Below are 25390 nucleotides of genomic sequence, written 5' to 3' on the forward strand. Positions count from 1 at the left end.
ACGTGTTGATGAACGTGACGTTACCTGACTGGCGTTCACGAAAAATTCATAAGGCCGTCATTGCTGTGTCGCGAAAAAAGGAAAAACTGCGGGCTGTTTCTGGTACGAGGAAAGGCCATGTCAGCCTTGCTGCAAAACATTGATCGTTTAGAAATAGATTTGTGCGTGCGCGTGAATCGCCTGTGTCGACATTCCGCAATTCAAAACGTATTTGCCGTGGTCAGCAAACTCGGGGACGGTTATTTCTGGTTCGCACTGGCGACTGTGTTTGTGCTGGCCCAATCAGACAATGTCGGAGTGTTCTTATTAAGGGCGTTGCTAACAGCCGCGGTTGGCCTTGTCATCTACCGGAGTCTCAAGAACCGCCTAGTTCGCGAGCGACCCTACATAGCGCATGCCGGGATCGCCTGCGGTACGGCACCGCTGGATCGCTACAGTTTTCCTTCCGGGCATACTTTGCACGCCGTCAGCTTCAGTATTTTGTTTTGCGACTATGAGCCGGCGGTTGCGATCGTGGTTGTGCCGTTTGCTTTGCTGGTCGCTGCTTCGCGGATTGTCCTCGGACTGCATTACCCAACAGACGTATTGGCCGGAGCGGTTATCGGCGCACTGTTGGCCGTAGTTGCTATTGGTTTCTAAACGGGCGAAGCCTGAAGCAGGTCGGGCAACAGGACAGTCGCCCAGACAGCGATCAACAGGCCAACGCTCAGCAGTACAGCGGCTGAGCCCATGTCTTTGGCGCGGCCGGACAGGGCGTGATGCTCATGGCCAACGCGATCCACGACTGCCTCCACAGCCGAGTTAAGCAATTCAACGATCAGTAACAAAATCAGCGGAGCAATCAGCAACAGCGTTTCCAGCGGACTTTCGCCCAACCAAACAGCGATCGGGCAAAGGACGGCAGCCAATGCCAGCTCCTGCCGGAAGGCCGCTTCGTGGCGCCAGGCCTGTTGCAGACCCAGTGCCGAAAAATGAGCAGCGTGAATAATCCGGCGCAAGCCGGTGTGACCGGGTTTTGCCATGCGGGTTTCCAGTTCAGAGTGTGGGCCGGATGGCCCGGGATCGATCTGCGGGGGTTAAAAGGAGGTCGGTTCGTGTTTGGATTCCGACAGCCAGTAACCGATCGTGGCGAGGTTGGCGTCGTACGACGCGTTGTCATCCCAGCAACGTGACAACAGTTGTGCCTGTTGTTCAGCCAGGGCGTCACAGTTCAAACCTTGAGTCTGGAATGTCGTTCCAGGGTCAGGCAGCCAGCGCTTTATCATCGTCTTTCTCCAGAGTGTGTAATGAGCCGGACCGCCAGCTCAGCAACTGCAGTTTGCCGTTCATGTCCTCGGCGACCGCCGTGCGGTGTTCAACCCAGTCGCCATCGTTGGCGTAACGGACGCCATCGAGTATGCGCAGAGCAGGCTTGTGGATATGGCCGCAAACGATGCCATCGGCGCCGCGTGCGCGAGCGTAACGCGCAGCAGTTTGTTCAAAGCGTTCTATGTACTGATTGGCCGCCTTGAGTCGCAACTTGATGCGGGACGCGATAGGCGCATAGTCGCGTCCCAGTTTGCCGCGAATTTGATTGATTTTTGCATCAGCATCGACCAGCCAGCGATAGGCGGCGGCACCAAATTGTTCCAGGCTGGTGCCGGCACGGGTCTGCGAATCAAGGCAATCGCCGTGTACGGTTAGCAAGCGCTCGTTGGCTGCCGTCGTGTGCATCGCTTCCAGCGCAATTCGAACGCCGCAAATCGTTTGCCCGGCCAGCTCACGAAACTGAAAATCGTGATTGCCCGGAATATAGATGACTTCCGTGCCGCTGCGCGCCAGGTGCAAGAACTGAGTGACCAGTTGCCAGTGGTGTTCGGGAAAGACCGGCTTTTGCTTCAGCCTTTCAAGATCGATGATGTCACCGGTCAGGTAGATCCGCTCGGCCCTGACATTGAGCAGGAATTTGGCGAGATCCGCGGAACGGCAGGCGGGCGTACCAAGGTGAATGTCGGAAAGCCACAGGGTTCGCAGGCTACAGGTCATTTCCGGCGCCCTCGGTCAAATAGTTGCTAAGCATGAGCGGCACGTTAAAGGTCGTTGTTGACCAAAGGCTTACAGAACGATGACGGTCTTGTGTCAGTGGACTTGTGGTTGAACTCCGATTCACAGGTATATCGGTTACACTGCAATTTTGGATGGGGCGGGCAAAATGCTAACGGTCTCTCGCGAAGAACTAGATGGCTATATCGGTAAGGATCTGCCGCCGTCGGATTGGCTGAAGATTGATCAACAACAAATCAATGCCTTCGCCGATGCCACTCTGGATCATCAATTCATTCACGTGGATCCGCAGAAGGCGGCCTTGACCCCTTTCGGCACAACCATCGCCCATGGGTATCTGACCTTGTCGTTGATTTCCTATTTCCTGGGTGAATGCGGAATTGCACCTCTTGATGTGCAGATGGCGGTCAATTACGGCACAGATAAGGTCCGCTTCCTCGAGCCTGTTAAAGTGAACGGCGAAATACGCTGTGTCGCCCGCTTGCTCGCCGTCCGCGAGAAGAAACCGGGGCACGTGTTAATGACCACACGTATGACAATAGAAATCAAAGGATCAGAAACGCCGGCTTTGATGGCCGATATTCTTTCCTTGTTTATATGCGGTAAAAATTAAAGCGAAAAAGGAACAGCCAGTGACCATTCGATTCGACGAGCAGGTAGTAATTGTGACCGGTGCCGGCAACGGGCTGGGCCGCTGTCACGCTCTGGAGTTTGCCCGGCGTGGCGCGCGCGTAGTTGTAAACGACCTGGGAGGTTCGCGGGATGGAAGCGGTGGTTCGAGCGACGCGGCGCGGGCAGTCGTAACGGAGATTGAGGCAGCCGGTGGTTCTGCAATGTCCAATGGTGCGAACGTCGCAAACTACGCGGAAGTCGACGCGATGGTCAGAGATGTTGTTTCTCGATGGGGTCGAATAGATGTGTTGGTAAACAACGCCGGCATCCTGCGCGACAAGACGTTCGCAAAGATGGACCTCGAAAATTTCAACATGGTTATGGACGTGCACGTAGGCGGTTCGGTGAACTGCACCAAAGCTGTTTGGGAGCAGATGCGGAAACAACAGTACGGCCGCATTGTGATGACGTCATCGTCCAGCGGTATTTACGGCAATTTCGGCCAGACCAACTACGGCACCGCCAAGATGGGGCTCGTAGGTTTCATGAATTCGCTGGCTATTGAAGGGCTGAAGTACGGCATTCATGTCAATGCACTTGCGCCGATTGCCGCGACACGAATGACTGAAGACCTCATGCCTCCGGACGTGCTCGCGCTGTTGCAGCCTGAATCGGTTACGCCTGCCGTGGTCTTCATGGCCAGTAAGGATGCACCGACACGGCAGATCATCGCTGCCGGTGCCGGTGTGTTTTCGCGCGTGGTTGTTCAGGAAACGCCAGGGGTGTTTCTTCCCGATGATCAACGCGATGCCGATCACGTGGCAGCCGCATGGGCGCAGATTGCGGACACTGAAGGCCAGGTGGAGCTCAAAGCCGGTGGCGAGCAAACAATGAAGTTTCTTTCAAAAGCGGCTGCGGCCCTTGGTATTAAACTGGACGGCTAGAAATTCGACGTCCCCTGATCCGGAGAATGCTGTGAAAGAAGCTGTCATCGTTTCAACTGCCCGTACAGGCATAGGTCGTGCTTATCGCGGCGTTTTTAATAATACCGACGGGCCGACACTCGCGTCCCATGCAATACGCGAGGCGCTTGCGCGTGCAGGCATCGAAGGCGAACTGGTCGATGACGTGATACTGGGCTGTGCGATGCAGCAGGGCACGACCGGTCTGAACGTGGCGCGACAGGCCAGTCTGACCGCCGGGCTGCCAACGAGTGTGGCTGGCATGACCATCGATCGGCAGTGCTCGTCCGGCATGATGGCGATTGCGACCGCAGCGAAGCAGATTCTGGATGACGGTATGCACGCGGTTATAGGCGGCGGCGTTGAATCGATCAGCCTGGTGCAGAACGAGCACTACAATCAGCACCGCATCAAAGACCCGAACACGCTGGCAGCCGCGCCGGATATTTACATGAGCATGCTGGAAACCGCCGAGGTGGTTGCGAAACGTTACGGTATCTCGCGTGACCGGCAAGACGAATACGCGTTGCAGAGCCAGCAGCGAACAGCGGCCGCGCAGGAGGCGGGCCTGTTTGACGACGAGATAGTGCCGGTTACGACGACGATGGGCACGATGGACAAAGAAACCAAGGAAATTTCGTTTAACGAGGTCACGCTGGAGCGCGATGAAGGCAATCGCCCGCAAACGACGCTGGAGGCTTTGCAGGGCTTGAAGCCTGTCTTCGAGGGTGGCGTTATTACTGCCGGCAACGCGAGCCAGTTGTCAGACGGCGCGTCGGCGGCGGTGGTGATGGACAGCCGGATGGCAGAGAAGCGCGGCCTTGAACCGCTGGGCATTTACCGCGGCATGTCAGTCGCCGGCACCAATCCGGACGAGATGGGCATAGGCCCTGTGTTTGCTGTGCCCAAATTGCTGAAGAGCGCCGGGCTCACGATGGACGACATCGGTTTGTGGGAGCTTAACGAAGCGTTTGCGGTTCAGGTGCTTTATTGCCGTGACAAGCTCGGCATTCCCGATGAACTCCTCAACGTAAACGGCGGGGCAATATCGATTGGACATCCTTACGGGATGTCCGGTGCGAGGATGGTCGGCCACGCCTTGATCGAAGGTAAACGACGGAAGGCGAAATTCGTTGTCTGCACCATGTGCATCGGTGGTGGCATGGGCGCCGCAGGTTTGTTCGAGATTGTGTAGTTGGGGGCGACGCGGTATTTTCTCTCTTTGCATTGCAGGGATTGACTGACTCTTGTTTCGCGCTCGCCAGAAGCTCGGCAAATACCGGATACTTGGACGCATCGCCAGCGGCCCGCTGGCGGATGTCTATCGGGCGTTTGACACTATTCACAAATGCCGCGTTGCCCTGAAGATCCCAAAGAAAGATCATCACGGAACATCACACGAGGACTTCCTGCACGAAGTCCAGGTCGCTACCCGACTGAAGCACCCGAATATTCTCGCGGTACAAAATGCCAGTTACATTGACGAGCACTTTGTTATCGCAATGGACTTGGGGGAAGAGTCCCTTGGCGACCGCCTGGAGCGGCGTATATCCACAGCGCGCGCGTTGGACCTGGCTGAGCAGGCACTGGTCTCGGTCGCGCATGCTCATGAACACAACATTATTCACTGCGACATCAAGCCGGAGAACTACATACTGTTCGCCGACAACACGTTGAAGCTTGCCGATTTCGGCTTTGCAAAAATCAGCGTGCGCACTCTGAAAGCATCGGGCTCCGGGACTATCGATTACATTGCACCTGAGCAGGCGATGGGTCGACCGAAGTTTCAATCGGACGTGTTTTCGGTCGGGCTGGTCCTGTACCGAATGTTCAGTGGCAAGCTGCCGGAATGGCCGTACGAATGGCCATTGCTGGGTCACGACAAGCTGAAAGCGCGGTTCCGACCGGAGTTTGCCGAGTTCTTGAAAAAAGCGTTGCGCATTGATCCGGCGGAACGCTATGCCGATGCCATAGAGATGTACGAGGCTTTCGACAAGCTGCAGACGCGCGCGCGGCGGCAGCGCAAGGCCAGCCCGAAATCGTCATCAAAGCAGGGGACGTCGTGGCGGCAGATTCGCTGGCGCGAGTTTCAGCGCCGCTATCGCAAGACGCTGGAGACCACTCACCAGTGTCGGCGTTGCGAAGGTCCGGTCGCGGAAAGCATGCAAGCGTGTCCCTGGTGTGGTTTCGATAACCCGGCGCGCGGCTGCACAACGCGTATGCCCGCTCACTGTCCGCGCTGCGAGCGCGGCGTAAAACTGGATTGGGATTATTGCGCGTGGTGCTACGGTCCGGGTTTCGAAACAGAAACCAACCGGCACTATCCCGATAAGCGCTACACAGCGCGATGCGGGAACACGCGATGCCGGGAACCGCTGATGCCGTTCATGCGCTACTGCCCCTGGTGCCGCACGAAAGTTAAACGGCCCTGGAAAATAGAAGGCAGCAAGGCTACCTGCAGTGCCTGCCACTCGGGAATTTGCGACGACTTCTGGAACTTCTGTGCCTGGTGCAGAGAACCGGTAGGCAGTGAATAGTTTTGCTACGGGCGTGATCCCATGGAACGGCTGACAATGAAATGACAATTTTGGATGGCGCGCGAACGGCGGACCAGCGCTCACTATCGATTGCCGGTGGTGAACTGATAGCGTACACCTGCGTTGCGCCGGACAAAGAGACGGAGAACGAAGATACGGTTGCCGCTATTGAGTACGGACCTGCCGCAGCGGTGCTGGTTGTGGCCGACGGTGCGGGCGGTTTACCGGCGGGCAAGCGAGCATCAGAAATGGCCGTGGCCGAACTGCGACGTTCACTGCAGCAGGCACAGGAAGACACTATGCTGATGCGAACCGCGATCCTTAACGGCATCGAGGCGGCGAACCGGGCTGTGCTCGACCTGGGCAACGGCGCGGCTACGACCTTGACGGTCGTTGGCATCGAAGGGCGTGATGTCCGCGCCTATCAAATCGGGGATTCCGAAGCGCTCGTCGTCGGGCAACGTGGCAGGGTCAGGCTGCAAACGATGGCGCACTCACCAACCGGTTTTGCCGTTGAGGCAGGCTTTCTCGATCAGCGTGCAGCGCTGCACCACGCCGAACGGCACCTGGTATCCAATTTTCTGGGAACGACTGACATGCGTATCGACATGGGGGCGGCGGTGGCGCTGCAGTCACGGGATACGGTGTTATTGGCAAGCGATGGTTTGACCGACAATATTCACCTGCACGAGACGATCGAGATTATTCGCAAGGGATCGCTGGAGAGTGCTGTCGAGCAACTGACGCGACTGGCGGGCCGTCGCATGTCAGCCGGGTCGGGCAATCAGCCCAGCAAGCCGGATGATCTGTCGCTGATCCTGTTTCGCAAACCGGGCAAAGCGAAGAAACCGCAGTAGTTAAACCGGCGCGGCGTCCGGCAGCCAGAGTACGATACGCAGACCTGCGTCTTCGGTGTTTTGTGCGCGTATGCTGCCGTGATGCAATTCGATTGCGCGAGCCGCAATTGCGAGGCCGAGCCCGCTGCCGTTGCGTGACTGTTGTTGTGCATCGCGCGTTCGGTAGAACGGCTTGAACAGATTGTCGATTTCCTGTTCGGCGACTCCCTGGCCTTCGTCATCCACCGTGATCTGGTAGCCGTTGTCTTTCTCGTCCAGCTGAACCCGGACGGTACCGCCGCTTGGACTGTGCGCGACGGCATTACGCAATACGTTTTCAACAGCGCTCATCAACGCATCGCGAAACACCGGAATCGTCGCTGTTGCTGAACTGTGCAGTTCGACCTGCACGCCGTTGCCGCCGTCCGCGCGACATTCGTAGTTCACGTTCTCGACGACTTCTGCCAACAGCTCCGCCAGCGATTCCGGCAACGCACGCTCGGCATCGGCCGAATCGAGTTTTGCGTAGCTCAGAATCTGCCCGATCAATTGATCGAGTCGTTCGGTTTCGTGGTCAATGCGTTCGAACTCCGGCAGTTCACCGGCTTGCCGTCGGGCGAGTTCCAATGCCACCCGCAGTCGTGCGAGTGGTGACCGGAGTTCGTGCGAAATATTGCTGGATAATTCGGTTTGTTGCGCGGCGGCCTGTTCGAGTTTCTCCGCCATACGGTCGAAATCGTTGGCGAGCAGTCCAAGTTCGTCCCGACGTTGATTGAGTGAGCCTGATACGCGGGTGCTCAAGTCGCCGTCGGCAATGGCGCGTGTAGCTTTGCGCAAACGTTGCACCGGCTGGCTCTGGGTTCGCGCGAGCAGGAACGAAACCGCGGCGCTGGAGAGCAGCGCGACTATCAAGAACGCGGGTATGCCTTGCTCCTGCAACCAGCCTTTGTAGGGTGAGCGTGACGGCCACGCAATGAGTGTCAGAATGTTGCCGTCGGGTGCTACCAGTTGTGGCAATTGACGGGCAGGACGGACATTGCCTGGTGGGCTGTTCGTCGACCGTGAATCGGCGTCAGGCATTCTTTCACGCTGTAACATGTGCCGTATATGGCGGGGTACGTGACGTTGCAGCAGGTCACTGCCATTGGCATCAACAATGTACAAAATGACACCGCCTCGCTGCGGGCGACCTTCCATCCAGCGCAACAATCCCTCGCGGCCTTCGTGCGCCAGTACATCGCCAGCTTCCAGCACGGTATCGCTGTCCGAGAAGTTCTCAATCGTGTCCCGCATGCGTTCGGCATAGTAGTAACCGGCAAGCGCTGCGATGCTGATCGTTATGCCAATGATCAGCCAGAACGAGAGGAAAATGCGGACGAGTAAGCTACGCATGGGGCTGCCTAAGTGCCGGGAATCAGCACATAGCCGATGCCACGCTGGTTCTGAATGGTCACGGACTCATTGCCTGCGTTTTCCAGCTTGCCACGCAGGTTACTGATGTGAGTGTCGATACTCCGGTCGTATGGCAATAAACGGCGGCCGAGCGCACGTTCGCTCAGTGCTTCTTTGCTGACGACATTGCCGGGCGTTTCGAGCAAGCAACTCAGAATTTCAAACTCCGTGCCAGTCAGGCGCATTGCCTCACCGTTAACCGATGCCTTGCGGGTGCGAGGGTCCAGCCTTATACCGCCGAACAGGCGTTCCGCATTGTTGCCGGAGGGCAGTTGTGCGCGGCGCAATATGGCTTTGATGCGAGCGCTTAGTTCGCGTGGATTGAATGGCTTGGGCAGGTAGTCATCAGCGCCGATTTCCAAGCCGACGATGCGGTCTACGTCATCGCCTCGCGCTGTCAGCATGATCACTGGCACTTCGCTGTCCTGGCGGAGTTTGCGGAGTACGTCGAGACCGCTGATACCCGGCAACATGACATCGAGTATGAGGAGGTCGAATTTCTCAGTACGCAGTAGCTCGAGGCCGTCTTCGCCGTTGTCGCAGGTAGTGAGTTTGAGTCTGTCCGGACGCAGAAAGTCGCTCAGCATGGTTGCAAGCTGTCGGTCGTCGTCAATCAGCAGCACACTGGCGTCGCTGGAGTCAGTGGTCATGGTGTGGCCCGTTGAACCGTTGGAATCTCATCGTCGGTGAAACGGCAGCGGGGCGCAACGTCCAACCGTTTCGTTTGACATTTCTTTGCAGTGCATTGCGCGTTGCTGACGGAACCTGACGCAGTTCTCACTATGCTTCATCCACAGGCTACGACATCAGCGTTGTGCCGATAGTGGAATTGAGGAGTGCACATGAAACGACAATTGACGACATTGGTAGCGGCGGCAGCTTTCGCGGTTCTGGCGAACGGCTCTGTCATGGCACAGACGGACGATACGTCGCCGACGCGTCACGCTGAGGGTGACCACCATGGTGGTGACCGCGCCAGAATGCACCGCGGCAAAAAGGGCGATCGCGCAGGTGATCCGCAGCATATGGTAAAGCGGCTGCAAAGAGTTCTCGACCTGACCGACCTGCAAAAGCAAGCGATCGACAATTCGTTGCTGGCCGCGAAACCGGAAGCAGAAGCATTAAGGGCTGCATCACGTGCCAATAAGAAGGCACTGCGCGAACTTTCTCCGGATGCCGCGGATTACGACACCCAGTTGCAGACCTTATCCGCTGAGCGCGGTCAACTGGAAGCGGACAGAGCCAGGCTGCACGGGCGTATTCGCGCAGAGATTGATGCGCAACTGACTGACGAGCAGCGGCAGCGATTGGACGAGATCAAAAGCGAACGAAAAGAGCGCGGCAGCAAACGACGTGCCGACCGTTCTTCCGCGAAAAGCTAGGTTCCCCCGCCAGCCGGCCGCACAGCGCCCTGATCCTCCCCCCTCAGGCGTTGTGCGGCCGGACCCGGCATGAGCGGGCTGTCCGGCCCAGGCTCATTTCAAATCAATAACTTAAAGTAGTTCCGACACGCTTGCAGACCGCGCGACTCCGTCCCGGTATCGGCGTTGATCTGTTGTTGCGAGTGCCGCACAGGCGTATTAAGGTCTGAAACACTTGCTGGCGGTCGTTCGCGACGGAACTAACCGCAGCCTGTTGCAATCCAACCAACGATAACGACGGTGCGAGCGGGCTCCAAACCGCCTCCGCTTGCTACACATGGACCACGCAGTGAGGCCACATTTCACATGAGCGCGATCAAACAACATCGAATTACATCCCTGCGCGGCGCGACGGTGCTGCTCAGTGCGTCAGTCTTATTGCTGGCCGGCGGCTGTGCTGTGTCGGTCGGTGGCGGCATGGGTGGTGCCAGCGGCGGTTCCAGCGGTGGCTCGTCGGGCGGTGGTATGCCTGGCGGCTCTTCCGGTGGTTCCTCCGGCGGCTCCTCAGGTGGAGGTATGCCAGGCGGATCCTCCGGCGGCTCGTCAGGAGGGATGTCCGGTGGCTCCTCAGGGGGCAGCATGCCCGGTGGTTCATCCGGCGGTGGTATGTCCGGCGGTTCCTCCGGGGGCAGTATGCCGGGCGGCTCATCCGGTGGCGGTATGTCAGGCGGTTCCTCCGGCGGTTCGGCGGGTGGAGGCATGTCTGGCGGCGCTGCGGGTGGCGGCGGTGGAGCGGGCGGTGGCAGCGTCAATGGTTTGGGCGGACAGATGCCCGGTGGCATGCCAGGCACAGCCGGTGGCGCTGGCAGTGGCGACTGCAACACGAATGAAGTGCCGGGCGGCGTCGGTGGCATGGAACAATCCTCCGATTGCAACGGCGCGGGCGACGTGGGCCAGTTTCCGGGCGAGACCGCCGCACAGCGCAAAGCTCGGCTGGAAGGTGAGCTGGAAGACTCGGTGGGTGGCTTCGACGAAGTGCTCGCTGAGGAACAGCGTGAAATTTCCACTGTCAGTCGGGATACAGAAGGCTTCGGCGGTGCTGGTGGCGGCGGTGGTGGTCGGGTAGGTCTTGGCCGTCAGGAGGGCATGCGCGGCACGGGTGATAACGGTGCGGGTAGTCAGGCAGGTGCCGGTGCGGCCGGTGGTGGCGGCAGCACGCCGAGTGTGGCGGGCATGAGCGAGGACGAGATCAAGAGTCGCACACCGGCAGACATTCCCGATCTGGTGAGCGAAGACATTGTCGCCAAACAATTGCGCGAGGCCGCGCTCGCGGAAGAGGATCCGGAACTGCGTGAGCGGCTATGGGAAGAGTATCGACGATATAATCGGCTTTAAGACCGGACGCACGATATGGTACGGACGACCATCACATGACGGAACGTTACACCTTTTTACCCGCATTACTCATTGTCGCGACCTTATTCCTGACAACGGCCTGCACAGTCTCGGAAGTCATTACCGCCGAACACACTGACCTCGAAGTGGCGAAGCAGGAAATTGCCGAGAACCTGCTGCTGGATGTCGGTGTCATCAATTTCAGCGAAGGCATACCGAAGAACAATGACCCGGAGAAAACCGGTGTCTACGAAGAAATCCGGCGCGCGGAAGCGCGCTACCTGCCGTATCACATCAAGACCACCTTGCAGGGCACGGGCTACTGGGGTGCGGTGCGCGTTATCCCTTCGCGGTACGTTTTTACCGATGTAACCCTCACCGGCGAGATCGAACGCTCAGACGGCGAATACATCGAACTGCGAGTACGGGTTGAGGATGCCACCGGCCGGCACTGGTTTGAACGCAGCTACGACATGCAGACCGGCATTCGCTCCTACGATCAGGGCCGCGATCGAACTCAGGACCCGTACCAAAAGGTGTTCAACGATATTGCGAATGATATGCGCGCGTTCGCATTGACCCTGAGCAATGCGGACATACAGCGAATCCGGCAAATCTCCGAGATGCAGTTCTTCGCCGATATGGCACCGGATACCTACGGCAATTACGTAACTACTGACGATTCCGGCATGAGCAGCCTGCTGCGGTTGCCAGCGGAAAACGACCCGATGATTGACCGGCTGCGGCAGATTCGCGAGCGTGATCGATTGGTTATCGATACGCTGAACGAACACTATGCCAATTTTTATTACGGCGTGGCGTTGCCGTACGAGGGTTGGCGCAAGAAAGCCCGCGAGAATTCAATCAACATACGGCAGGTGAAGCGCTCGGCAACGATGCGCGCCTTATTGGGCGTGGTCGTGGTGGCGGGTTCTCTGCAGATGGATACGGACAGCTCGAGTCGGTCACGACGTCGTGCGAAGACGGTTACTCAGGCCGTCGGTATTAACCGCGGTATAGAGACGATCATCAGCGCCTGGAACCTGCGCCAGTCTGCTGACATGTACAGAGAAGACATTCGCGAGTTGTCGGAGTCGTTCATCGCGGAAGCGGCGCCGCTGACTGTACAGGTAGAAGGTGAATCCCGTCGCCTGACCGGCACGGCGGAAGCGCAATACGAGAGTTGGCGCAAGTTGCTGAAAGACATCTACCAGTTGGAAACCGGCTTCCCTGATGACTTAGACGTCGGTGTGCCCGCCAGGTCCGCGCAAATCCGCGATTGAGTACCGACGACTAATGCGGGCACTGACTGAAGGCACTTGTCTGTCCAGCCGATACACGCTGATGCGCCGTATCGCCAGCGGCGGTATGGCGGACGTCTGGCTGGTACAGGATGCCCGCAACGAGCAACCGATCGCCCTCAAAATCCTGCACGAAAAATTCGCTGCGAATACCGCGTACCGCGATGCGTTCCAGCGCGAATGGCAGCTCGCGAGTCGCCTGATGCATGCGCACATCGTGCGTGTCTTCGATTACCACGATGACGACGAGCGTCCGTACTTCGCTCTGCAATACCTGGATGGCCAATCAATATCCGCGTTGCATGGACGTCCGTTAGAACACATTCTGGGACCGGCGGGATTGATTGCTGATGCACTTCGATATGCGCATGGCAAGGACATCGTCCACTCCGATATTACCGGCGCTAACATCGTGCTGGATGGCAAAGGTGCGCCGTACTTGCTGGACTTCGGCGCTGCCCGAACAGACGGCACAACGATCAGCAACGGCGGAACGCCCGCGGCGTTGAGTCCTCAGCAACGTGCTGGCGAGCCCGCTCATCCTGCTGATGACATCTATGCATTTGCGGTCTTGTTGAATGAACTTGTCTGTGGAGCACCGCCGGTTAATGGTGAGCCTGCAGCAACCGACAGCTTTGGTGGAAAACTGCCTGCCGGGTTACGTGACCTGCTGACTCGAATGTTGGCACCGGAACGCGCGGCACGCCCCGATGCCGAAGCGGTCGCCGAGGCGCTGAACAAAGCGGGCTTCCCGCCAGGCGTAACACCACTTGCTGTGGCTAATACCGGTGCAATCGCGTCCGAGGAAATCGAAGTACGTTCTGTGCATCGACGCGCCGTGTCGCAATCCGCGACAGCACAGAATGCGTCGACGAAATCGGGTGGTGTGCCGGTCAGTGCGGTTGCCATCGGCCTCGGTTTGCTCTTGGTGGCGTTTCTCGCGGTGATGTTCGTTTTGCCGCCAGCCGATAAATCGCCTGTGTCTCAAACGCCGTCGGAACAAACGGTGGCTGAGGAAGCCGTTGAATCGGTAGCGGACACTGCCGGTGATTCCGTGGAGGAAGAAGTTGCAGCGTTCAGCGAGAACGCGCGGCAGAGTGACGGCAGTAGCAGCGCCGCGATCAAGGCAGCAACCGACGATGCGCTGGGTGATCTGCTCTCGCAACTGGAACGTTTGCGCTATCGCGGCATTGACCGTTGGGGCGGTCAGGATTTTCTCGATGTACTGGGCCGTTACGCGGCCGGTGACGAAGCGTATCTGGCCAAGAACTATCAGTCAGCAGGTGACCACTACCGCGCGGCCTCGACGATGCTGGAGCCGTTCTTCGACAGAATTTCCGACGTATTCAATGAAACGATGCAGGCGGCTCGTGAAGCTTTTGCCGCGCAGGATCACCGCGAGGCGATACGGCTCTATGATCTTGCCGTTGCAATAACGCCGGGCAATGCCGAAGCAGAATTGGGTCTGAAGCGTGCGCAAAACATTGAGAACGTTTTGCAGCTGATGGACAGTGGCAGGTCATTTGAGAAAAACCTCGAGTACGATGCGGCGTTGCAGGCTTTCACGAATGCACTGGATATCGATCCGCAATGGCAGCCGGCGCAAGAGGCATTGGTACGGGTGCGCGCGGCGCTGGAACAATTGGCATTCGAATCCCGGATGACTGAAGGATTTATGGCACTGGCCGGCGAAAACTACGACAGCGCGCGGGTTGCGTTTGAAGCCGCGAGAGCCATGCGTCCCGACTCGCGGCAACCGGTCGACGGATTGTTGCAAGTGGATCAGGAAGTTCGATTGCTACGGATACAAAGCCTGGAGTCCGCAGCAATGGAGCAGGAGCAGGCAGAGCAGTGGGAAGCAGCGATAGACAGTTATCAGGAGGCGTTGTCGGTTGACGGCGATCTGCAGTTTGCGAAAGAAGGCTTGCGACGCGCAACTCAACGAGCTGGATTGCATAAACGTCTCGATGGCTATATCAGTGAGCCGGACTCGCTGAGTTCGCCGGACACGATGCAAGCGGCTACTGGCCTGTTACTAGAATTGTCGCGCATTACCCCGTCAGGGCCGCGCCTTGAAGATCAGAAAGCGACGCTGGCGCGCTTACTGAAGCGGGCCGCTACGCCGTTGCCCGTTCAGCTGCGTTCCGATAACCAGACCGAAGTATCGATATTCCGCGTAGGACGACTGGGCACCTTTGACGACCGGCAACTGGAATTGCGTCCTGGATCGTATGTCGCACTGGGAAGTCGGGCAGGGTACCGTGACGTGCGACTGGAGTTTCGGGTCGCACCGGAAATCGAGATGAAACCGATCATCGTGCAATGTGAGGAACGAATTTGAGTCTTGAGACGGTGATCATCGACACGGCCGCGGGCGTGCAGAAACTTGGCGCCGAGTCCCTGCCGATCCGTATCGGCACCGGGACGGATTGCGAGCTGCGTTTGCCAGGCCCCGGTAGCGCGGTTGTCGCAACGTTGGACCAGCTCGACGGCAAAGCTTTCTTGCAGCCGGGCGTACGCGGCAGCGACATGCAGATTAATGGCGAGCCGTTGCTCGCTTCCCGATCACTGCGCGATGGCGATGCCATTCTGTACTACGGTACACGGCTACTTGTGTCCGTTACGGACGGTACCCTAGAACTCGCCGTTCGGCTGGAAGACAGCGCCTACGTGACCCGGCCGCCATCGATGCCCGGCACCGGCACCGAAGGCATTGAAGAAACCATTGCGCCTTCCGCTTTCCGTCGCGCCGCTGAAGTGCGGCCGGCGACAGCACCGCGAAAACGCTACACGTGGCAGTCGGCGGTTGCGGTAGGCATTGCATTACTGGTGGGCATTTCCTATTTGCTGTTTTCATCGCGGTCCATCCAGTTTGACGTATACCCCGGAGCGCCTGATCGCCTGGAGGTGACCGGTGGCTGGTTTCAGTTGCCGCTGGCGGACCGTTTGTTGCTGCGTGAAGGCAAGTACACCGTGCATGTCGAGAAAGCGGGTTACTACGATGTGAACCAGAGTCTCGATGTTGATGAGTCGCCGAGCCGAACGGTGACCATAGAGATGCGGAAGTTGCCGGGCCAGCTGCAGGTCACGACCGATCCCGATGTCGATGCGATGGTCACAGTGAATCGTACGATGCTCGGTCGCGCGCCGTACGGCCCGCTGGAACTCGAGCCAGGTAAGCACCTGGTCACCGTTCGTGCTGACAACTATTTGCCCTTCGATTATGAACTGAGCGTGCCGGGTCTCGGCATTTTCCAGTTACTGGATGTGCAACTGGTGCCAGCCTGGGCAGACGTTTCCATAACTTCGGATCCGAGCGGGGCGGCCGTGTTGCGCGGCGAAGAAAAACTCGGCGAAACACCGCTTTCCCTCAGGCTGAACGAAGGCAGTCACGACCTGACCGTCGTCAAGGAAGGCTTCAGCGCATGGGACGGTGTGGTCGACGCCGTTGCCAACGTGGCGCAAGACTTGCCGGTGATTCGTCTCGCGCCCGCGAACGCGCAATTGCAGGTCAATTCGATCCCGCTCGGCGCAAACGTGTCCGTGGACGGGCGTTATCGTGGCCAGTCGCCCCTGCGGTTGGCGTTGTCGCCGGACGTGGACTACGAAATCGAGTTGTCGAAAGCGGGCTATGGATCGACGGTCCGCAGCGTGCGCCTGCAAGCCGCGGCGACTCAGGCAATTACAGTAGACCTGACGGCACGCGCCGGTGAGGTGACGATCAACGCATTGCCAGAAGATGCCGTTGTCTATTTGAACGGCCAGCCGCGCGGCAGTGGTTCGGTGACCTTGCAATTGCCCTCGGCGCCGCAGCAGCTCGAAGTTCGCAAAGACGGCTACGAAACGTTCAGTCGCAGCGTTACGCCACGGCCCGGTTATCCGCAGACCATACAGGTTCGCCTGTTGTCGGACGAAGAAGTTCGCATGCGCAGCATCGCGACCACGGTCAGCACGTCGCAAGGCCAGGTAATGCGGCGGGTCGAGCCAGGCTCATTTTCGATGGGTGCCTCGCGGAGCCAGCAAGGCCGGCGTGCGAACGAGGTCATTGTGCCGGTGACGCTGACCACACCGTTTTACCTCGGTACCAAAGAAGTGACCAATTCAGAATTCCTGCGTTTTCGCAGCACGCACGATTCTGGCGGTGACGTCCATGCGTCTTTGGCTGGCAACAATAATCCGGTCACTAACGTTAGCTGGGCAGATGCGGTCGAATACTGCAACTGGCTGAGCCGACAAGAAGGCCTGACGCCGGTTTACGAGAAGCGCTTCGAGAAATGGGAAGTGGTAACGCCATTGCCTGACGGCTACCGGCTGCCAACGGAAGCGGAATGGACCTGGGCGATTCGCTATCAGGGGCGCTCCGAAGCACCAGTTTTCCCGTGGGGCAACCGCCTGCCACCGCGTCGGGACAGCGGCAACTACGCTGATCAGGCCGCCCGTGAACTGGTGCCCAGCGTGTTGCCGGGGTTCAATGACGGTTTTGCATCGACGGCGCCTGTGGGCAGTTTCCCTGCCAATGCACTTGGAATTTACGACGGCGGCGGCAATGTTGCTGAGTGGGTACAGGATTACTATGCTGTGCCGACGCCCGGGCAAACAACGGCCATCGAGGACCCGCTGGGACCGAAACGCGGCGCGCAACGAGTCATTCGGGGTTCGAGCTGGCGGCATGCCGGAATTACAGAATTACGCCTGAGCTACCGTGAATTTGGCACGGCGGGTCGGGTGGATGTCGGTTTCCGGCTGGCGAGAAGCGCGTTGTAACAAACACGGGATTTTTGCTCTTCATTGCGGTCCAACTGTGCAAGACCTCTCTTCAGGCACCCAAAATGAAACAACTGACGCTGATATTACTTTGTGGCCTGCTTGCAGCGACCTTTGCGGTAGCACAGGAAAGCACGCCGCCGCCGGCTGCGGAAGCGACAGCTGACGAGGTCGCGGAAGCGGCTGACGCTGGCGACGATGAAGCGGACGAGGTTGATGATGCCGACCTCGACCTGCAAACGTATGAAGAAGATGACGACGACTTTGTCCCGACCGAAGAAATTCCGGCGGACGAACCAATTCCGTTTCCGACCAACATTTGATTTGAGGTCGGTCGCCGCAACCAGGAACTGCATGGCATGAAAAAGAAGAATATTCCCGTTGAGTTCGTTTACCAGCTGTTTGCACTGATTATCGCCATTATTGTCGTGCATGCGTTCTACGTGGCCGTCGTGCGACCGAATGCCGCCGAAGTGGTCGCACAGCAGGCACTGGAAGCGCAGGCCAACCCGGACTACGTTCGCGAGCGGTCAACCTGGGTACTGATTAAGGATCTTGAGCAGGAGTCGTGTTTCATTCTGATGTTCTGGGCCCTGGCAATTATGGGCTTCAAGGCGCGCTTGCTGCTGCAGGAAAGAAACCTGCTGGATACGGATCTGGTATCTATCGCCGAGGGCATGCGAATTCTGCCAGAAGACACCCGTGAGTTTTCACGCCAGGTGCAGGCGCTGCCTGAGCATCAACAAAAACTGATGTTGCCGCGAGCGTTGCTGAATGCGCTGCAGCGGTTCAGCTCAACCCGCAATATTCAGGATGTCGCGAGCAGCACGCACACCCAGTTTGAGTCGGAAGCCGAACAACTGGAGTCCGAGTTATCCATGATCCGCTATATTTCCTGGGCGATTCCTTCTATCGGCTTTATCGGCACGGTGCGCGGCATTGGTGAAGCGCTGGCGCAAGCGGACAAGGCCGTGCAGGGCGATATTGCCGGCGTTACCCAGAGTTTGGGCGTTGCATTCAACTCAACGTTCATTGCGTTGTTGATCAGTATTTTTCTCATGTTCCTGGTTCATCAGTTGCAGTTGTTGCAGGAGCGACTTGTTTTCGACAGTGAGAACTATGCGAACAACAAGTTGATTCGACACATGAAGTCGGACTGATTGTATGCGTGAGTTGATCGCCATCAGTGACTACCGGTCTCTCGCAATGCAGGCAGTTCGTGTTGCCCGGAGTGGCTCCTTATGACGCGCGCCGCGCTGCACCTGAACGACGCCGGCATTACCTTGCTGACGGCCGAGCGTGTGTTGTACCGCCAGCCGGGTTTTGCGTTACTGGCGGACGATCAGCTCACGACCGGTTCAGAGGCCTTTGCCCGGGCCCGCATTAACCCGCGACATGTGCAGCATCGTTACTGGCTTGAGCTTGCGACCGCGACATTGAAGGAGCAGCGTTTTGCACACCTGACGGCGGCAGATCTCGCGAGCCGGCAACTGGAACAAATGTGGGCAGCGGTGGGCGGTGGTATCAATGAGCTGGTTATCGCCGCGCCGGCGTACCTGACGTCGCCGCAACTCGGGCTCGTCCTCGGTATCGCGGCTGACATAGGCATGCCGGTCGTGGCCATGGTGGACGCGGCGGTTGCAGCCACCCGGCGCGAATACCGGAATGCCGTGCCGGTGCACGTGGATTGCGGCTTGCATGCCACTACGCTGACCCGGCTTGGTCAGGCTGACGGTGCGCTCGTTGAGTCGAGTGAAGTCATTGAATCCTGCGGCAGTTACGCACTGTACGATGCCTGGCTGACGACGATTGCTGAGGCCTTCGTCCGCCAGTCACGGTTCGATCCATTGCACACCGCAGATACTGAACAACTGCTGCTTGATCAATTGGGTGACTGGCTGGGTCTTGCCGGGCGTGCGGATACCGTTTCGATGAGCCTCCGCAGTGGCGGCATTACCCACAGTGCCGAAATCGAGTCGCTAAGTTTGATTGGCGCCGCTGCACCCTGGTTCCAGCAAATAGCCAATCGCTTGCGGGCGATGTATCGCGCCGACGAAGTACCGGCGATTCAGATCACATCGCGGGTTGCAAGCTTGCCGGGACTCGCGGACCTGCTGCTCGCCAGGGTCGGCGGCGAAATTTACGCGCTGGAAAGCGGCGCGACTGCGCGCGGTGCTCTGGCTCGCTGCCGCAGCAGTGTGCGCGAAGGCGGCAGTGTCAGCTTGCTGCGGCAACTGCCATGGGACCAGTCAGCCATCGACATTCGGGCAACGGAGACCAGCGCAAGCAGAAGCGGTATGCCGACACATTTGCTGTTCGGGGACATCGCCTGGCACATCGACGAGCAGAGCCTTGTACTGGGCTCGCAGCCGGATGCGACAACGCGGTTCATTGAACTCGACAGCGATATGCCGGGTTTGTCTCGCCGGCATTGCGAAGTGCGCAGGGAAGACGGCCAATGTGTTGTCGAGGATCACAGCCGCTACGGCAGTTTCTTGAATGGCCACCGGATCAACGGCTCTGCCATCCTGCAGGTGGGTGACTCCCTCCGGGTGGGCACACCCGGTTTCGAATTTCGATTGATCACGACGGACGAACAACATGGCGCGTAAACGCCGCGAAAGTCAGATCATTGGTATGTCGTTTCTCGACATCATGAGCTGTGGTTTCGGCGCTGTTGTGCTGTTTTTCATGATTATCAATTCTCAGGTGCGGCGTGACACGGATTCGCCTCCCGAAGAAATGACCGGCGAAACCACGCGCCTGGAGTTTGAAATTCTCGAAGCGCGCAAGAACCTTGTGCTCGCCAAGAACACGATGGAAGAACTCGACGATGAACGGGCGCGGGCAACCAGTCGCATCGCGCAAATTACCGCGCTCATTGAAAAGCTGAAGATTGAACTGGCGCAACACGATCAGGAAACGCTGGCCAAAGTCGAGCGGGTGGAGAAACTGCAGTCGGATATCGAACGGTTGGAGGAAGAACGCAAACGCTTGCTGGCGGCCGAAGAGGCGCGTGAATCCGGTAGCAAAGTGCGTTCGTTCACCGGCGAAGGTGATCGCCAGTACCTGACCGGTTTGAAGGTGGGCGGCGATCGAATCCTGGTGCTGGTGGACAGTTCTGCGAGCATGCTGGACCGACGCATCATCAACATCATCCGGCGCCGCAATATGTCGGAGGACGCGAAACTGCGCTCCCTGAAGTGGCGCCAAGCCGTATCGTCCGTTGACTGGTTGTCTGCGCAGTTCCCGCCGACCAGCAAGTTTCAGATCTACACTTTCAATACAGGTGCCCAGCCGGTGCTTAAAGGCAGTGACGGTGTCTGGCTCGACGTCGGCGATGGCAAGCAACTCGACGAGGCCATCAGGGTATTGCGCCGCACGGTGCCGGAGAACGGGACGAACATGCTCGACGCCTACAAGGTGATCAACAGTCTCAACCCGAAACCGGACAATGTCATTCTGCTGGTCGACGGCTTGCCGACCATGAATACCGCAGAGACCGATCGGGGCATGGTAACGGGGCAGGAGCGCCTGAAGTTTCACTATGAGGCGGAGCGTGAAATACCGCGGGGTATACCGGTTAATGTATTGCTGTACCCGATGGAGGGTGATTACAACGCGGCTGTCGCGTACTGGTTGTTGGCCTACCGCACGGGCGGTTCATTCATGAGCGTTAGCAAGGACTGGCCGTAGGTGCCGCTATGAGACGACGTCGTAACGTAGAAGGATTCAGCCTGTCATTCCTTGACTGCATTTCGTGCGGGTTTGGCGCGATTCTGCTGTTGCTGGTGTTGAGCAAGATTTACGAACCGTCGGTCATTGAGAAATCGGAAGAAGACCTCGACGCTCTAATCGCCTTACTGGAAGCCGAATTGTTCGAGATTCGTGGCGACTCCGCTGTGCTGAATCGGGAACTGGTTTCGCGGCGCGAGGAAACCACCGAAACCCGCATGACACTGGCGCAGTTGCAGCGGGAACTCGACAAAATTCAGGGTCAGTACGCGTTGATCTCGGAGGATGCGCCGGCGCTGGACGTTGACGAGGGCGAGCTGGAGGCGGCGCGGCAACGGTTAACCGCGGAAATGCGTCGGTTGCGGCCTAATTTCCGCCGCGCGCCGGACGATTCTATCGGCGGCATTCCGGTCGACAGTGAATACATTATTTTCGTTATCGATACATCCGGCAGCATGCAGGCCAAATGGGATTGGGCGGAGGAAAAGCTCGGCGAAGTGCTGGATGTCTATCCGACTGTAAAAGGACTGCAGATCATGAATGACAATGGTCGTTTCATGTTCGAGCAACACGGTCGCGCCTGGCTACCGGACACGCCGCAATTGCGGCAGGCGATCAAGAGTACGATGCGGCAATGGGCCCCGTTTTCCGACAGCGACCCGTCCGACGGCATTGCCTACGCCATTCAGACGTTTTGGGCACCCGACAAGAAAATCAGTATTTACGTATTCGGCGACGAATTTCAGGGACAGTCGATGGAGTCCGTGTTGCGCGATATTGACAGGATCAATGTCGAGGACGAGGAGGGCAATCGCCTTGTTCGTATCCATGCCGTTGGCTTCCCGTACTCCTTCAGCGGCAGCACCATTCCGCAAAGCTCGCAACGTTTTGCGGGCCTCATGCGCCTGCTCTGCGAACGTAATGGCGGTACTTTCGTCGCACTGACCAATCGTTAGTTCGGCAAGGTCGATTCCTGACGCCACAGTTCGCCACTATTGATCGTCAGGCTGCCATTTCCCTGACGCCTCCGCGGCCACCCGGCGCGGTGTAATTGCTTCCGACGACGGCCACACCGGTGGCCGACACTTTCGGAGAATCACATCATGACTCGTACATTACTCGTAGTAGGCACCGCCCTGGCTTTGATTGGCAGCACTGCAAACGCGGCACCCAGCCCCAAGGAAGAACGCATTGGCGTCGGCTTAGGTTTCACAGTGGGCGCCGCGGCCGGCGGCCCGGTAGGTGCCATTATTGGCGCTGCCATAGGCGCGAAATTTGGCGACAACTATCACAACAAGAATGAAGAAATAGGCGAACTGCAGAGTTCTCTGGACCGTTCCAGCACACGGGTTCACGAACTCGAAAGCACAGTCGCGAATCTTAACCGCGACATCAGCGTCATCGACAGCGATCTGCGCCGCTTGCAGTCTCAGGCACGCCCGGAGCTGTTATCGTTGTTGCAAGCCGGCATTGAGATGGACCTCCTGTTCCGCACGGATGAGCATGTCCTTGTGGATGGAACCCGAAGCCGTGTAGCCCAGCTGGCGGCGACGCTCGCGAGCATGCCGGATGTTCAGGTGCAGCTGGATGGCTTTGCCGATGAACGGGGCGATGAAGCCTACAATCGCGACTTGTCCGCGCGCCGTGCTGACTCGATTCGAGACCTGCTGGTCGCAAACGGGGTGGCAGAAAGTCGGATCAAAATTTCGGCACATGGCGAAGCCCCTGCCAACGACACCAACCCCGATAGTTATGCGTTTGATCGCAAAGTCGGACTCACCCTGTTTATCGCCGATTCGCCGGCTTTCGCCGCCAATCCTCAGGATTGAGTGCTGACTCCAGGCGCAAGAACGGATGCCTGCCGTACTTCGCTGTCAGCACTGCCTTTCCCCGCCTGACTCAACCTCGAGTCGCAATTGGCCGGCCTGCGAAGGCCGGCCCTTTTTTATTCCTGAACAGCGGTGCAATGTGGCTTGGCAGGTCTTATAGTAGGTCGCTGGAAATTTCTGGGGTACGTGGTCGAGTGGTGGAATTAACCGAGCGTCGTTGCGAGCCGTGTGAGGGAGGCGTTGAACCGTTGACGCATTCTCAGGCAACCGAATTGCTGGTGTTGTTGAACGACGGCTGGAGCCTGAGTGACGACGGCAAGTCGATAAGCCGCGAGTTTCGCTTTCCGGTGTTTGGTCGCACGATTGCCTTTGTCAATGCAGTGGCCTGGGTTGCCACTGTCGAAGGGCATCACCCGGAATTACTGGTCAAGTATGGGAGCTGCGATGTTCGTTATACAACAACGGCAATCGACGGTTTGTCTGATAACGATTTTATTTGTGCCGCAAAAGTCGATCGCATAGCGGCAGAGCAATAGGAACGCCCAATGATCACGATTGCCGAAATTGAAGCCGCTGCAGATCGCCTGCAGGGGGTTGCTGTAGAAACGCCCTTAATCAGCTCGCCGGAGCTTGATGAGTTGACGGGTGGCAGGGTCCTGCTGAAGGCCGAGTGCCTGCAGCGTACCGGCTCGTTCAAGATTCGTGGCGCCTATAACCTCATGTCGCAACTGGATGCTGCACAAAGAGCGTCCGGTGTCGTGGCGTACTCGTCGGGCAATCATGCACAAGGTGTGGCGGCTGCGGGCACCATGCTGGGTATCAAGACAGCTATCGTCATGCCCGATGACGCGCCGGCGGCGAAGATTCTCAATACCCGCAAGCTCGGCGGCGAGACGGTGCTCTACGATCGCTACACCGGGGACCGGGAACAGATTGCCCAGGATTTGGCTGCCGAACGCGGTGCGGTGCTTGTACCGTCGTATGACCATCTCAACATCATTGCGGGTCAGGGCACTATCGGCCTTGAGTTCATGCAGCAATGCGGCGATTTTCCGCCTGACCAGGTGCTCGTTGGTTGCAGTGGCGGTGGCATGGTGGCTGGCATCGCGCTTGCGGTACATGCCAGCGCGCCGACGGCGGCTGTGTACGCGGTTGAACCGGCCGATCTTGACGATACGGCGCGTTCGCTGGCTGCCGGTGAGCGGGTCCGGAACGACCCCAATGCGCGCAGTATTTGTGATGCATTACTTGCGGCCACACCGGGTAAATTTACGTTCGACATCAATCGTTCCGAGCTGGCGGGCGCACTCGGTGTCAGCGATGACGAGGTTCGCGCTGCAATGCGCTTTGCATTCAGCTATTTGAAGCTCGTGCTGGAGCCGGGCGGCGCAGCAGCGCTGGCCGCGTTACTGGCTGGACGTGTGGACTGCCGCGGCAAAACGACCGTCGTGGTATTGAGCGGTGGCAATGTCGATACGGCGTTGTTCGCGGAGATTCAACGCGCGGCCTGACACTCGCGTTGCTTAGCGCTGCTGTTGGTACAGTTCAGTCACGTTGCGTGCGCTGCGGATCTGGCGGTCGAGGTCGGAGCTGCGGCCACGGTTTCGCCAGTTTTGCAGCCACTGCGTAATTTTCTCGACTTGCTCAATATCCTGCGCAGTTCGCCGCGGTGGCAGTTCGCACACGCCCAGGCCTTCTTCGGCCGCGCGCACAAAATTCTGACTGTCGCGCATGACGCCGATGACCGGAATGCCCAGCGAATCCAGAAAACGCATCAAGCTCGCATAGCTCTTGGTATTGCGCCGCGTTCGGTTGGCGATGACGCCGAGCTTGCCGTCGCGCCGGTCGACTTTCGCTATAAGTAACAGGTCGGCGATGCAACGCGCTGCGGCATGAATATCAATGGCGGAGGGCAGTACCGGAACGAGAATACTGGTGGCGTCACGAGTGAGGTTGCAGAGGTCGTTGTGGGCAACACCCGCGGGCGAATCGACCAGCAACGTCGTGGTTTCATGCGGAACTCGCAACTGCCAGCTACGAGTTGCCCCCATGCTCTGCTTGTAGGCGGCGATGCCGTAGATGGGAGGACGGTCGGCGGGTCGTTTTTCCAGCCAGCGCATGGTTGAGCCCTGCGGATCGAAATCCATGATGGCAGGCGTGCTGTCGTCAGCCGCAAACCGACTGGCAATGTTCGTTACTAACGTCGTCTTGCCACAACCGCCCTTAGGGTTGAGTACCACAATCTTATTGAGGTTACTGCGGTTGGGCGTTGTCAGCATGAGGTACATCTCAGGTCGCTAGGATTGGCTATAGATTGAGCGTTGCAGCACGAGGCGTCCTTGCGCTGTATCACACTATTGTCAGATCACTAGTGCAATCAGCGCCTTACCGCTTTTTCCTGGAGTGTTATCTGTTGTAGAAGAACCTTGGCCGTGCGTCGTTTGGCCCGGCCGCGCGACCTGAACGGTTCGCGGTCACTGGCAGAAAGGCTGCTCAGTCAGGTGAGGTTGCTGACGGACAGGGTCCCGGCAACAGGGGCGCTGCATGTTCGCGACCCGCGGCA

General features: G+C 58.3%; 25 protein-coding genes. 19 read left to right on the forward strand and 6 right to left on the reverse strand.

Going from position 1 to position 25390, the window contains the following annotated elements:
* Positions 1 to 117: 117 nt before the first annotated feature.
* Positions 118 to 639, forward strand: coding sequence for a phosphatase PAP2 family protein (locus AC0L8N_RS14890; RefSeq protein WP_473668559.1), 522 nt, complete (start codon positions 118 to 120; stop codon positions 637 to 639).
* Here the strand turns inward: AC0L8N_RS14890 and AC0L8N_RS14895 are convergent.
* Genes AC0L8N_RS14895 through AC0L8N_RS14905 form a run of 3 tightly spaced genes read right to left on the reverse strand, consistent with a single transcriptional unit; the run spans position 636 to position 2025 of the window.
* Positions 636 to 1022, reverse strand: a complete 387-nt coding sequence (locus AC0L8N_RS14895) for a diacylglycerol kinase (RefSeq protein ID WP_473668561.1) — start codon at positions 1020 to 1022, stop codon at positions 636 to 638. The genes AC0L8N_RS14890 and AC0L8N_RS14895 overlap by 4 nt on opposite strands.
* A gap of 54 nt (positions 1023 to 1076) precedes the next feature.
* Positions 1077 to 1265 carry a hypothetical protein gene (locus AC0L8N_RS14900; protein ID WP_473668562.1) on the reverse strand — a complete coding sequence of 63 codons (189 nt, stop codon included), beginning with the start codon at positions 1263 to 1265 and terminating at the stop codon, positions 1077 to 1079.
* Positions 1243 to 2025, reverse strand: a complete 783-nt coding sequence (locus AC0L8N_RS14905; RefSeq protein ID WP_473668564.1) for a UDP-2,3-diacylglucosamine diphosphatase — start codon at positions 2023 to 2025, stop codon at positions 1243 to 1245. Before AC0L8N_RS14905 ends, AC0L8N_RS14900 begins: the two co-directional genes overlap by 23 nt.
* Positions 2026 to 2191: 166 nt before the next feature.
* Here AC0L8N_RS14905 and AC0L8N_RS14910 point away from each other — a divergent pair, with 166 nt between their 5' ends.
* Genes AC0L8N_RS14910 through AC0L8N_RS14930 form a run of 5 tightly spaced genes read left to right on the forward strand, consistent with a single transcriptional unit; the run spans position 2192 to position 7011 of the window.
* On the forward strand, positions 2192 to 2656 hold the full coding sequence (locus AC0L8N_RS14910; protein WP_473668566.1) for a MaoC family dehydratase: 465 nt from the start codon (positions 2192 to 2194) through the stop codon (positions 2654 to 2656).
* 19 nt (positions 2657 to 2675) lie between these two features.
* The gene (locus AC0L8N_RS14915; RefSeq protein ID WP_473668568.1) at positions 2676 to 3599 is read left to right on the forward strand and encodes an SDR family NAD(P)-dependent oxidoreductase; all 924 of its coding nucleotides are present in this window, start codon (positions 2676 to 2678) and stop codon (positions 3597 to 3599) included.
* Between the two features lie 31 nt (positions 3600 to 3630).
* Positions 3631 to 4812, forward strand: a complete 1182-nt coding sequence (locus AC0L8N_RS14920) for an acetyl-CoA C-acyltransferase (RefSeq protein ID WP_473668570.1) — start codon at positions 3631 to 3633, stop codon at positions 4810 to 4812.
* 52 nt (positions 4813 to 4864) lie between these two features.
* A complete protein-coding gene (locus AC0L8N_RS14925) occupies positions 4865 to 6154 on the forward strand; it encodes a protein kinase domain-containing protein (protein ID WP_473668572.1) in 1290 nt (429 codons plus the stop codon).
* 41 nt (positions 6155 to 6195) lie between these two features.
* Positions 6196 to 7011, forward strand: coding sequence for a PP2C family protein-serine/threonine phosphatase (locus AC0L8N_RS14930; RefSeq protein ID WP_473668574.1), 816 nt, complete (start codon positions 6196 to 6198; stop codon positions 7009 to 7011).
* On the opposite strand, the gene AC0L8N_RS14935 is transcribed toward AC0L8N_RS14930, so the two are convergent.
* Both AC0L8N_RS14935 and AC0L8N_RS14940 read right to left on the reverse strand, forming a co-directional pair.
* Positions 7012 to 8382, reverse strand: a complete 1371-nt coding sequence (locus AC0L8N_RS14935; protein ID WP_473668576.1) for an ATP-binding protein — start codon at positions 8380 to 8382, stop codon at positions 7012 to 7014. It lies immediately after the preceding gene.
* 8 nt (positions 8383 to 8390) lie between these two features.
* Entirely contained in the window at positions 8391 to 9092 is a 702-nt protein-coding gene (locus AC0L8N_RS14940; protein ID WP_473668578.1) for a response regulator transcription factor, read from the reverse strand.
* Positions 9093 to 9284: 192 nt separating this feature from the next.
* Between AC0L8N_RS14940 and AC0L8N_RS14945 the strand changes: the two genes are divergently transcribed.
* The 13 genes from AC0L8N_RS14945 (at position 9285) to AC0L8N_RS15005 (ending at position 24338) form a co-directional block, all read left to right on the forward strand.
* Complete coding sequence (locus tag AC0L8N_RS14945; protein ID WP_473668580.1) at positions 9285 to 9824, forward strand: Spy/CpxP family protein refolding chaperone; 540 nt, start codon at positions 9285 to 9287, stop codon at positions 9822 to 9824.
* A gap of 345 nt (positions 9825 to 10169) precedes the next feature.
* The gene (locus tag AC0L8N_RS14950) at positions 10170 to 11198 is read left to right on the forward strand and encodes a hypothetical protein (RefSeq protein ID WP_473668582.1); all 1029 of its coding nucleotides are present in this window, start codon (positions 10170 to 10172) and stop codon (positions 11196 to 11198) included.
* Positions 11199 to 11233: 35 nt separating this feature from the next.
* On the forward strand, positions 11234 to 12481 hold the full coding sequence (locus AC0L8N_RS14955) for a hypothetical protein (protein ID WP_473668584.1): 1248 nt from the start codon (positions 11234 to 11236) through the stop codon (positions 12479 to 12481).
* Positions 12482 to 12494: 13 nt separating this feature from the next.
* On the forward strand, positions 12495 to 14840 hold the full coding sequence (locus tag AC0L8N_RS14960) for a protein kinase domain-containing protein (protein ID WP_473668586.1): 2346 nt from the start codon (positions 12495 to 12497) through the stop codon (positions 14838 to 14840).
* Positions 14837 to 17263: a PEGA domain-containing protein gene (locus tag AC0L8N_RS14965; protein WP_473668588.1), complete on the forward strand. Its 2427-nt coding sequence runs from the start codon at positions 14837 to 14839 to the stop codon at positions 17261 to 17263. Before AC0L8N_RS14960 ends, AC0L8N_RS14965 begins: the two co-directional genes overlap by 4 nt.
* A gap of 65 nt (positions 17264 to 17328) precedes the next feature.
* Positions 17329 to 17586 (forward strand): hypothetical protein, encoded by a 258-nt coding sequence (locus tag AC0L8N_RS14970; protein WP_473668590.1) that lies wholly within the window; start codon positions 17329 to 17331, stop codon positions 17584 to 17586.
* Positions 17587 to 17622: 36 nt separating this feature from the next.
* Positions 17623 to 18423, forward strand: a complete 801-nt coding sequence (locus tag AC0L8N_RS14975; RefSeq protein ID WP_473668592.1) for a MotA/TolQ/ExbB proton channel family protein — start codon at positions 17623 to 17625, stop codon at positions 18421 to 18423.
* An 81-nt stretch (positions 18424 to 18504) separates the two neighbouring features.
* The gene (locus AC0L8N_RS14980; protein WP_473668594.1) at positions 18505 to 19875 is read left to right on the forward strand and encodes an FHA domain-containing protein; all 1371 of its coding nucleotides are present in this window, start codon (positions 18505 to 18507) and stop codon (positions 19873 to 19875) included.
* A complete protein-coding gene (locus AC0L8N_RS14985) occupies positions 19865 to 20959 on the forward strand; it encodes a VWA domain-containing protein (RefSeq protein WP_473668596.1) in 1095 nt (364 codons plus the stop codon). Before AC0L8N_RS14980 ends, AC0L8N_RS14985 begins: the two co-directional genes overlap by 11 nt.
* A gap of 8 nt (positions 20960 to 20967) precedes the next feature.
* Positions 20968 to 21954, forward strand: a complete 987-nt coding sequence (locus AC0L8N_RS14990; RefSeq protein WP_473668598.1) for a VWA domain-containing protein — start codon at positions 20968 to 20970, stop codon at positions 21952 to 21954.
* Positions 21955 to 22101: 147 nt separating this feature from the next.
* Positions 22102 to 22827, forward strand: coding sequence for an OmpA family protein (locus AC0L8N_RS14995; RefSeq protein WP_473668600.1), 726 nt, complete (start codon positions 22102 to 22104; stop codon positions 22825 to 22827).
* A gap of 248 nt (positions 22828 to 23075) precedes the next feature.
* On the forward strand, positions 23076 to 23363 hold the full coding sequence (locus tag AC0L8N_RS15000) for a 4a-hydroxytetrahydrobiopterin dehydratase (RefSeq protein WP_473668602.1): 288 nt from the start codon (positions 23076 to 23078) through the stop codon (positions 23361 to 23363).
* Between the two features lie 9 nt (positions 23364 to 23372).
* On the forward strand, positions 23373 to 24338 hold the full coding sequence (locus tag AC0L8N_RS15005; RefSeq protein WP_473668604.1) for a threonine ammonia-lyase: 966 nt from the start codon (positions 23373 to 23375) through the stop codon (positions 24336 to 24338).
* A gap of 12 nt (positions 24339 to 24350) precedes the next feature.
* On the opposite strand, the gene AC0L8N_RS15010 is transcribed toward AC0L8N_RS15005, so the two are convergent.
* Positions 24351 to 25106 (reverse strand): nucleotide-binding protein, encoded by a 756-nt coding sequence (locus tag AC0L8N_RS15010; protein WP_473668606.1) that lies wholly within the window; start codon positions 25104 to 25106, stop codon positions 24351 to 24353.
* Between the last annotated feature and the right edge of the window lie 284 nt (positions 25107 to 25390).

Source organism: Woeseia sp. D3-10 (genome assembly GCF_055809415.1).

Bases quoted from the DNA above. Each gene is read 5' to 3' on its own strand.
- AC0L8N_RS14930 (WP_473668574.1), top strand. From the start codon at position 6,196: ATGACAATTTTGGATGGCGCGCGAACGGCGGACCAGCGCTCACTATCG.
- AC0L8N_RS14955 (WP_473668584.1), top strand. From the start codon at position 11,234: ATGACGGAACGTTACACCTTTTTACCCGCATTACTCATTGTCGCGACC.
- AC0L8N_RS14890 (WP_473668559.1), top strand. From the start codon at position 118: ATGTCAGCCTTGCTGCAAAACATTGATCGTTTAGAAATAGATTTGTGC.
- AC0L8N_RS14995 (WP_473668600.1), top strand. From the start codon at position 22,102: ATGACTCGTACATTACTCGTAGTAGGCACCGCCCTGGCTTTGATTGGC.
- AC0L8N_RS14980 (WP_473668594.1), top strand. From the start codon at position 18,505: ATGACGCGCGCCGCGCTGCACCTGAACGACGCCGGCATTACCTTGCTG.
- AC0L8N_RS14905 (WP_473668564.1), bottom strand. From the start codon at position 2,025: ATGACCTGTAGCCTGCGAACCCTGTGGCTTTCCGACATTCACCTTGGT.
- AC0L8N_RS14970 (WP_473668590.1), top strand. From the start codon at position 17,329: ATGAAACAACTGACGCTGATATTACTTTGTGGCCTGCTTGCAGCGACC.
- AC0L8N_RS14945 (WP_473668580.1), top strand. From the start codon at position 9,285: ATGAAACGACAATTGACGACATTGGTAGCGGCGGCAGCTTTCGCGGTT.
- AC0L8N_RS14950 (WP_473668582.1), top strand. From the start codon at position 10,170: ATGAGCGCGATCAAACAACATCGAATTACATCCCTGCGCGGCGCGACG.
- AC0L8N_RS15010 (WP_473668606.1), bottom strand. From the start codon at position 25,106: ATGCTGACAACGCCCAACCGCAGTAACCTCAATAAGATTGTGGTACTC.
- AC0L8N_RS14985 (WP_473668596.1), top strand. From the start codon at position 19,865: ATGGCGCGTAAACGCCGCGAAAGTCAGATCATTGGTATGTCGTTTCTC.
- AC0L8N_RS14975 (WP_473668592.1), top strand. From the start codon at position 17,623: ATGAAAAAGAAGAATATTCCCGTTGAGTTCGTTTACCAGCTGTTTGCA.
- AC0L8N_RS14940 (WP_473668578.1), bottom strand. From the start codon at position 9,092: ATGACCACTGACTCCAGCGACGCCAGTGTGCTGCTGATTGACGACGAC.
- AC0L8N_RS14895 (WP_473668561.1), bottom strand. From the start codon at position 1,022: ATGGCAAAACCCGGTCACACCGGCTTGCGCCGGATTATTCACGCTGCT.
- AC0L8N_RS14910 (WP_473668566.1), top strand. From the start codon at position 2,192: ATGCTAACGGTCTCTCGCGAAGAACTAGATGGCTATATCGGTAAGGAT.
- AC0L8N_RS14960 (WP_473668586.1), top strand. From the start codon at position 12,495: ATGCGGGCACTGACTGAAGGCACTTGTCTGTCCAGCCGATACACGCTG.
- AC0L8N_RS14990 (WP_473668598.1), top strand. From the start codon at position 20,968: ATGAGACGACGTCGTAACGTAGAAGGATTCAGCCTGTCATTCCTTGAC.
- AC0L8N_RS14900 (WP_473668562.1), bottom strand. From the start codon at position 1,265: ATGATAAAGCGCTGGCTGCCTGACCCTGGAACGACATTCCAGACTCAA.
- AC0L8N_RS14935 (WP_473668576.1), bottom strand. From the start codon at position 8,382: ATGCGTAGCTTACTCGTCCGCATTTTCCTCTCGTTCTGGCTGATCATT.
- AC0L8N_RS15005 (WP_473668604.1), top strand. From the start codon at position 23,373: ATGATCACGATTGCCGAAATTGAAGCCGCTGCAGATCGCCTGCAGGGG.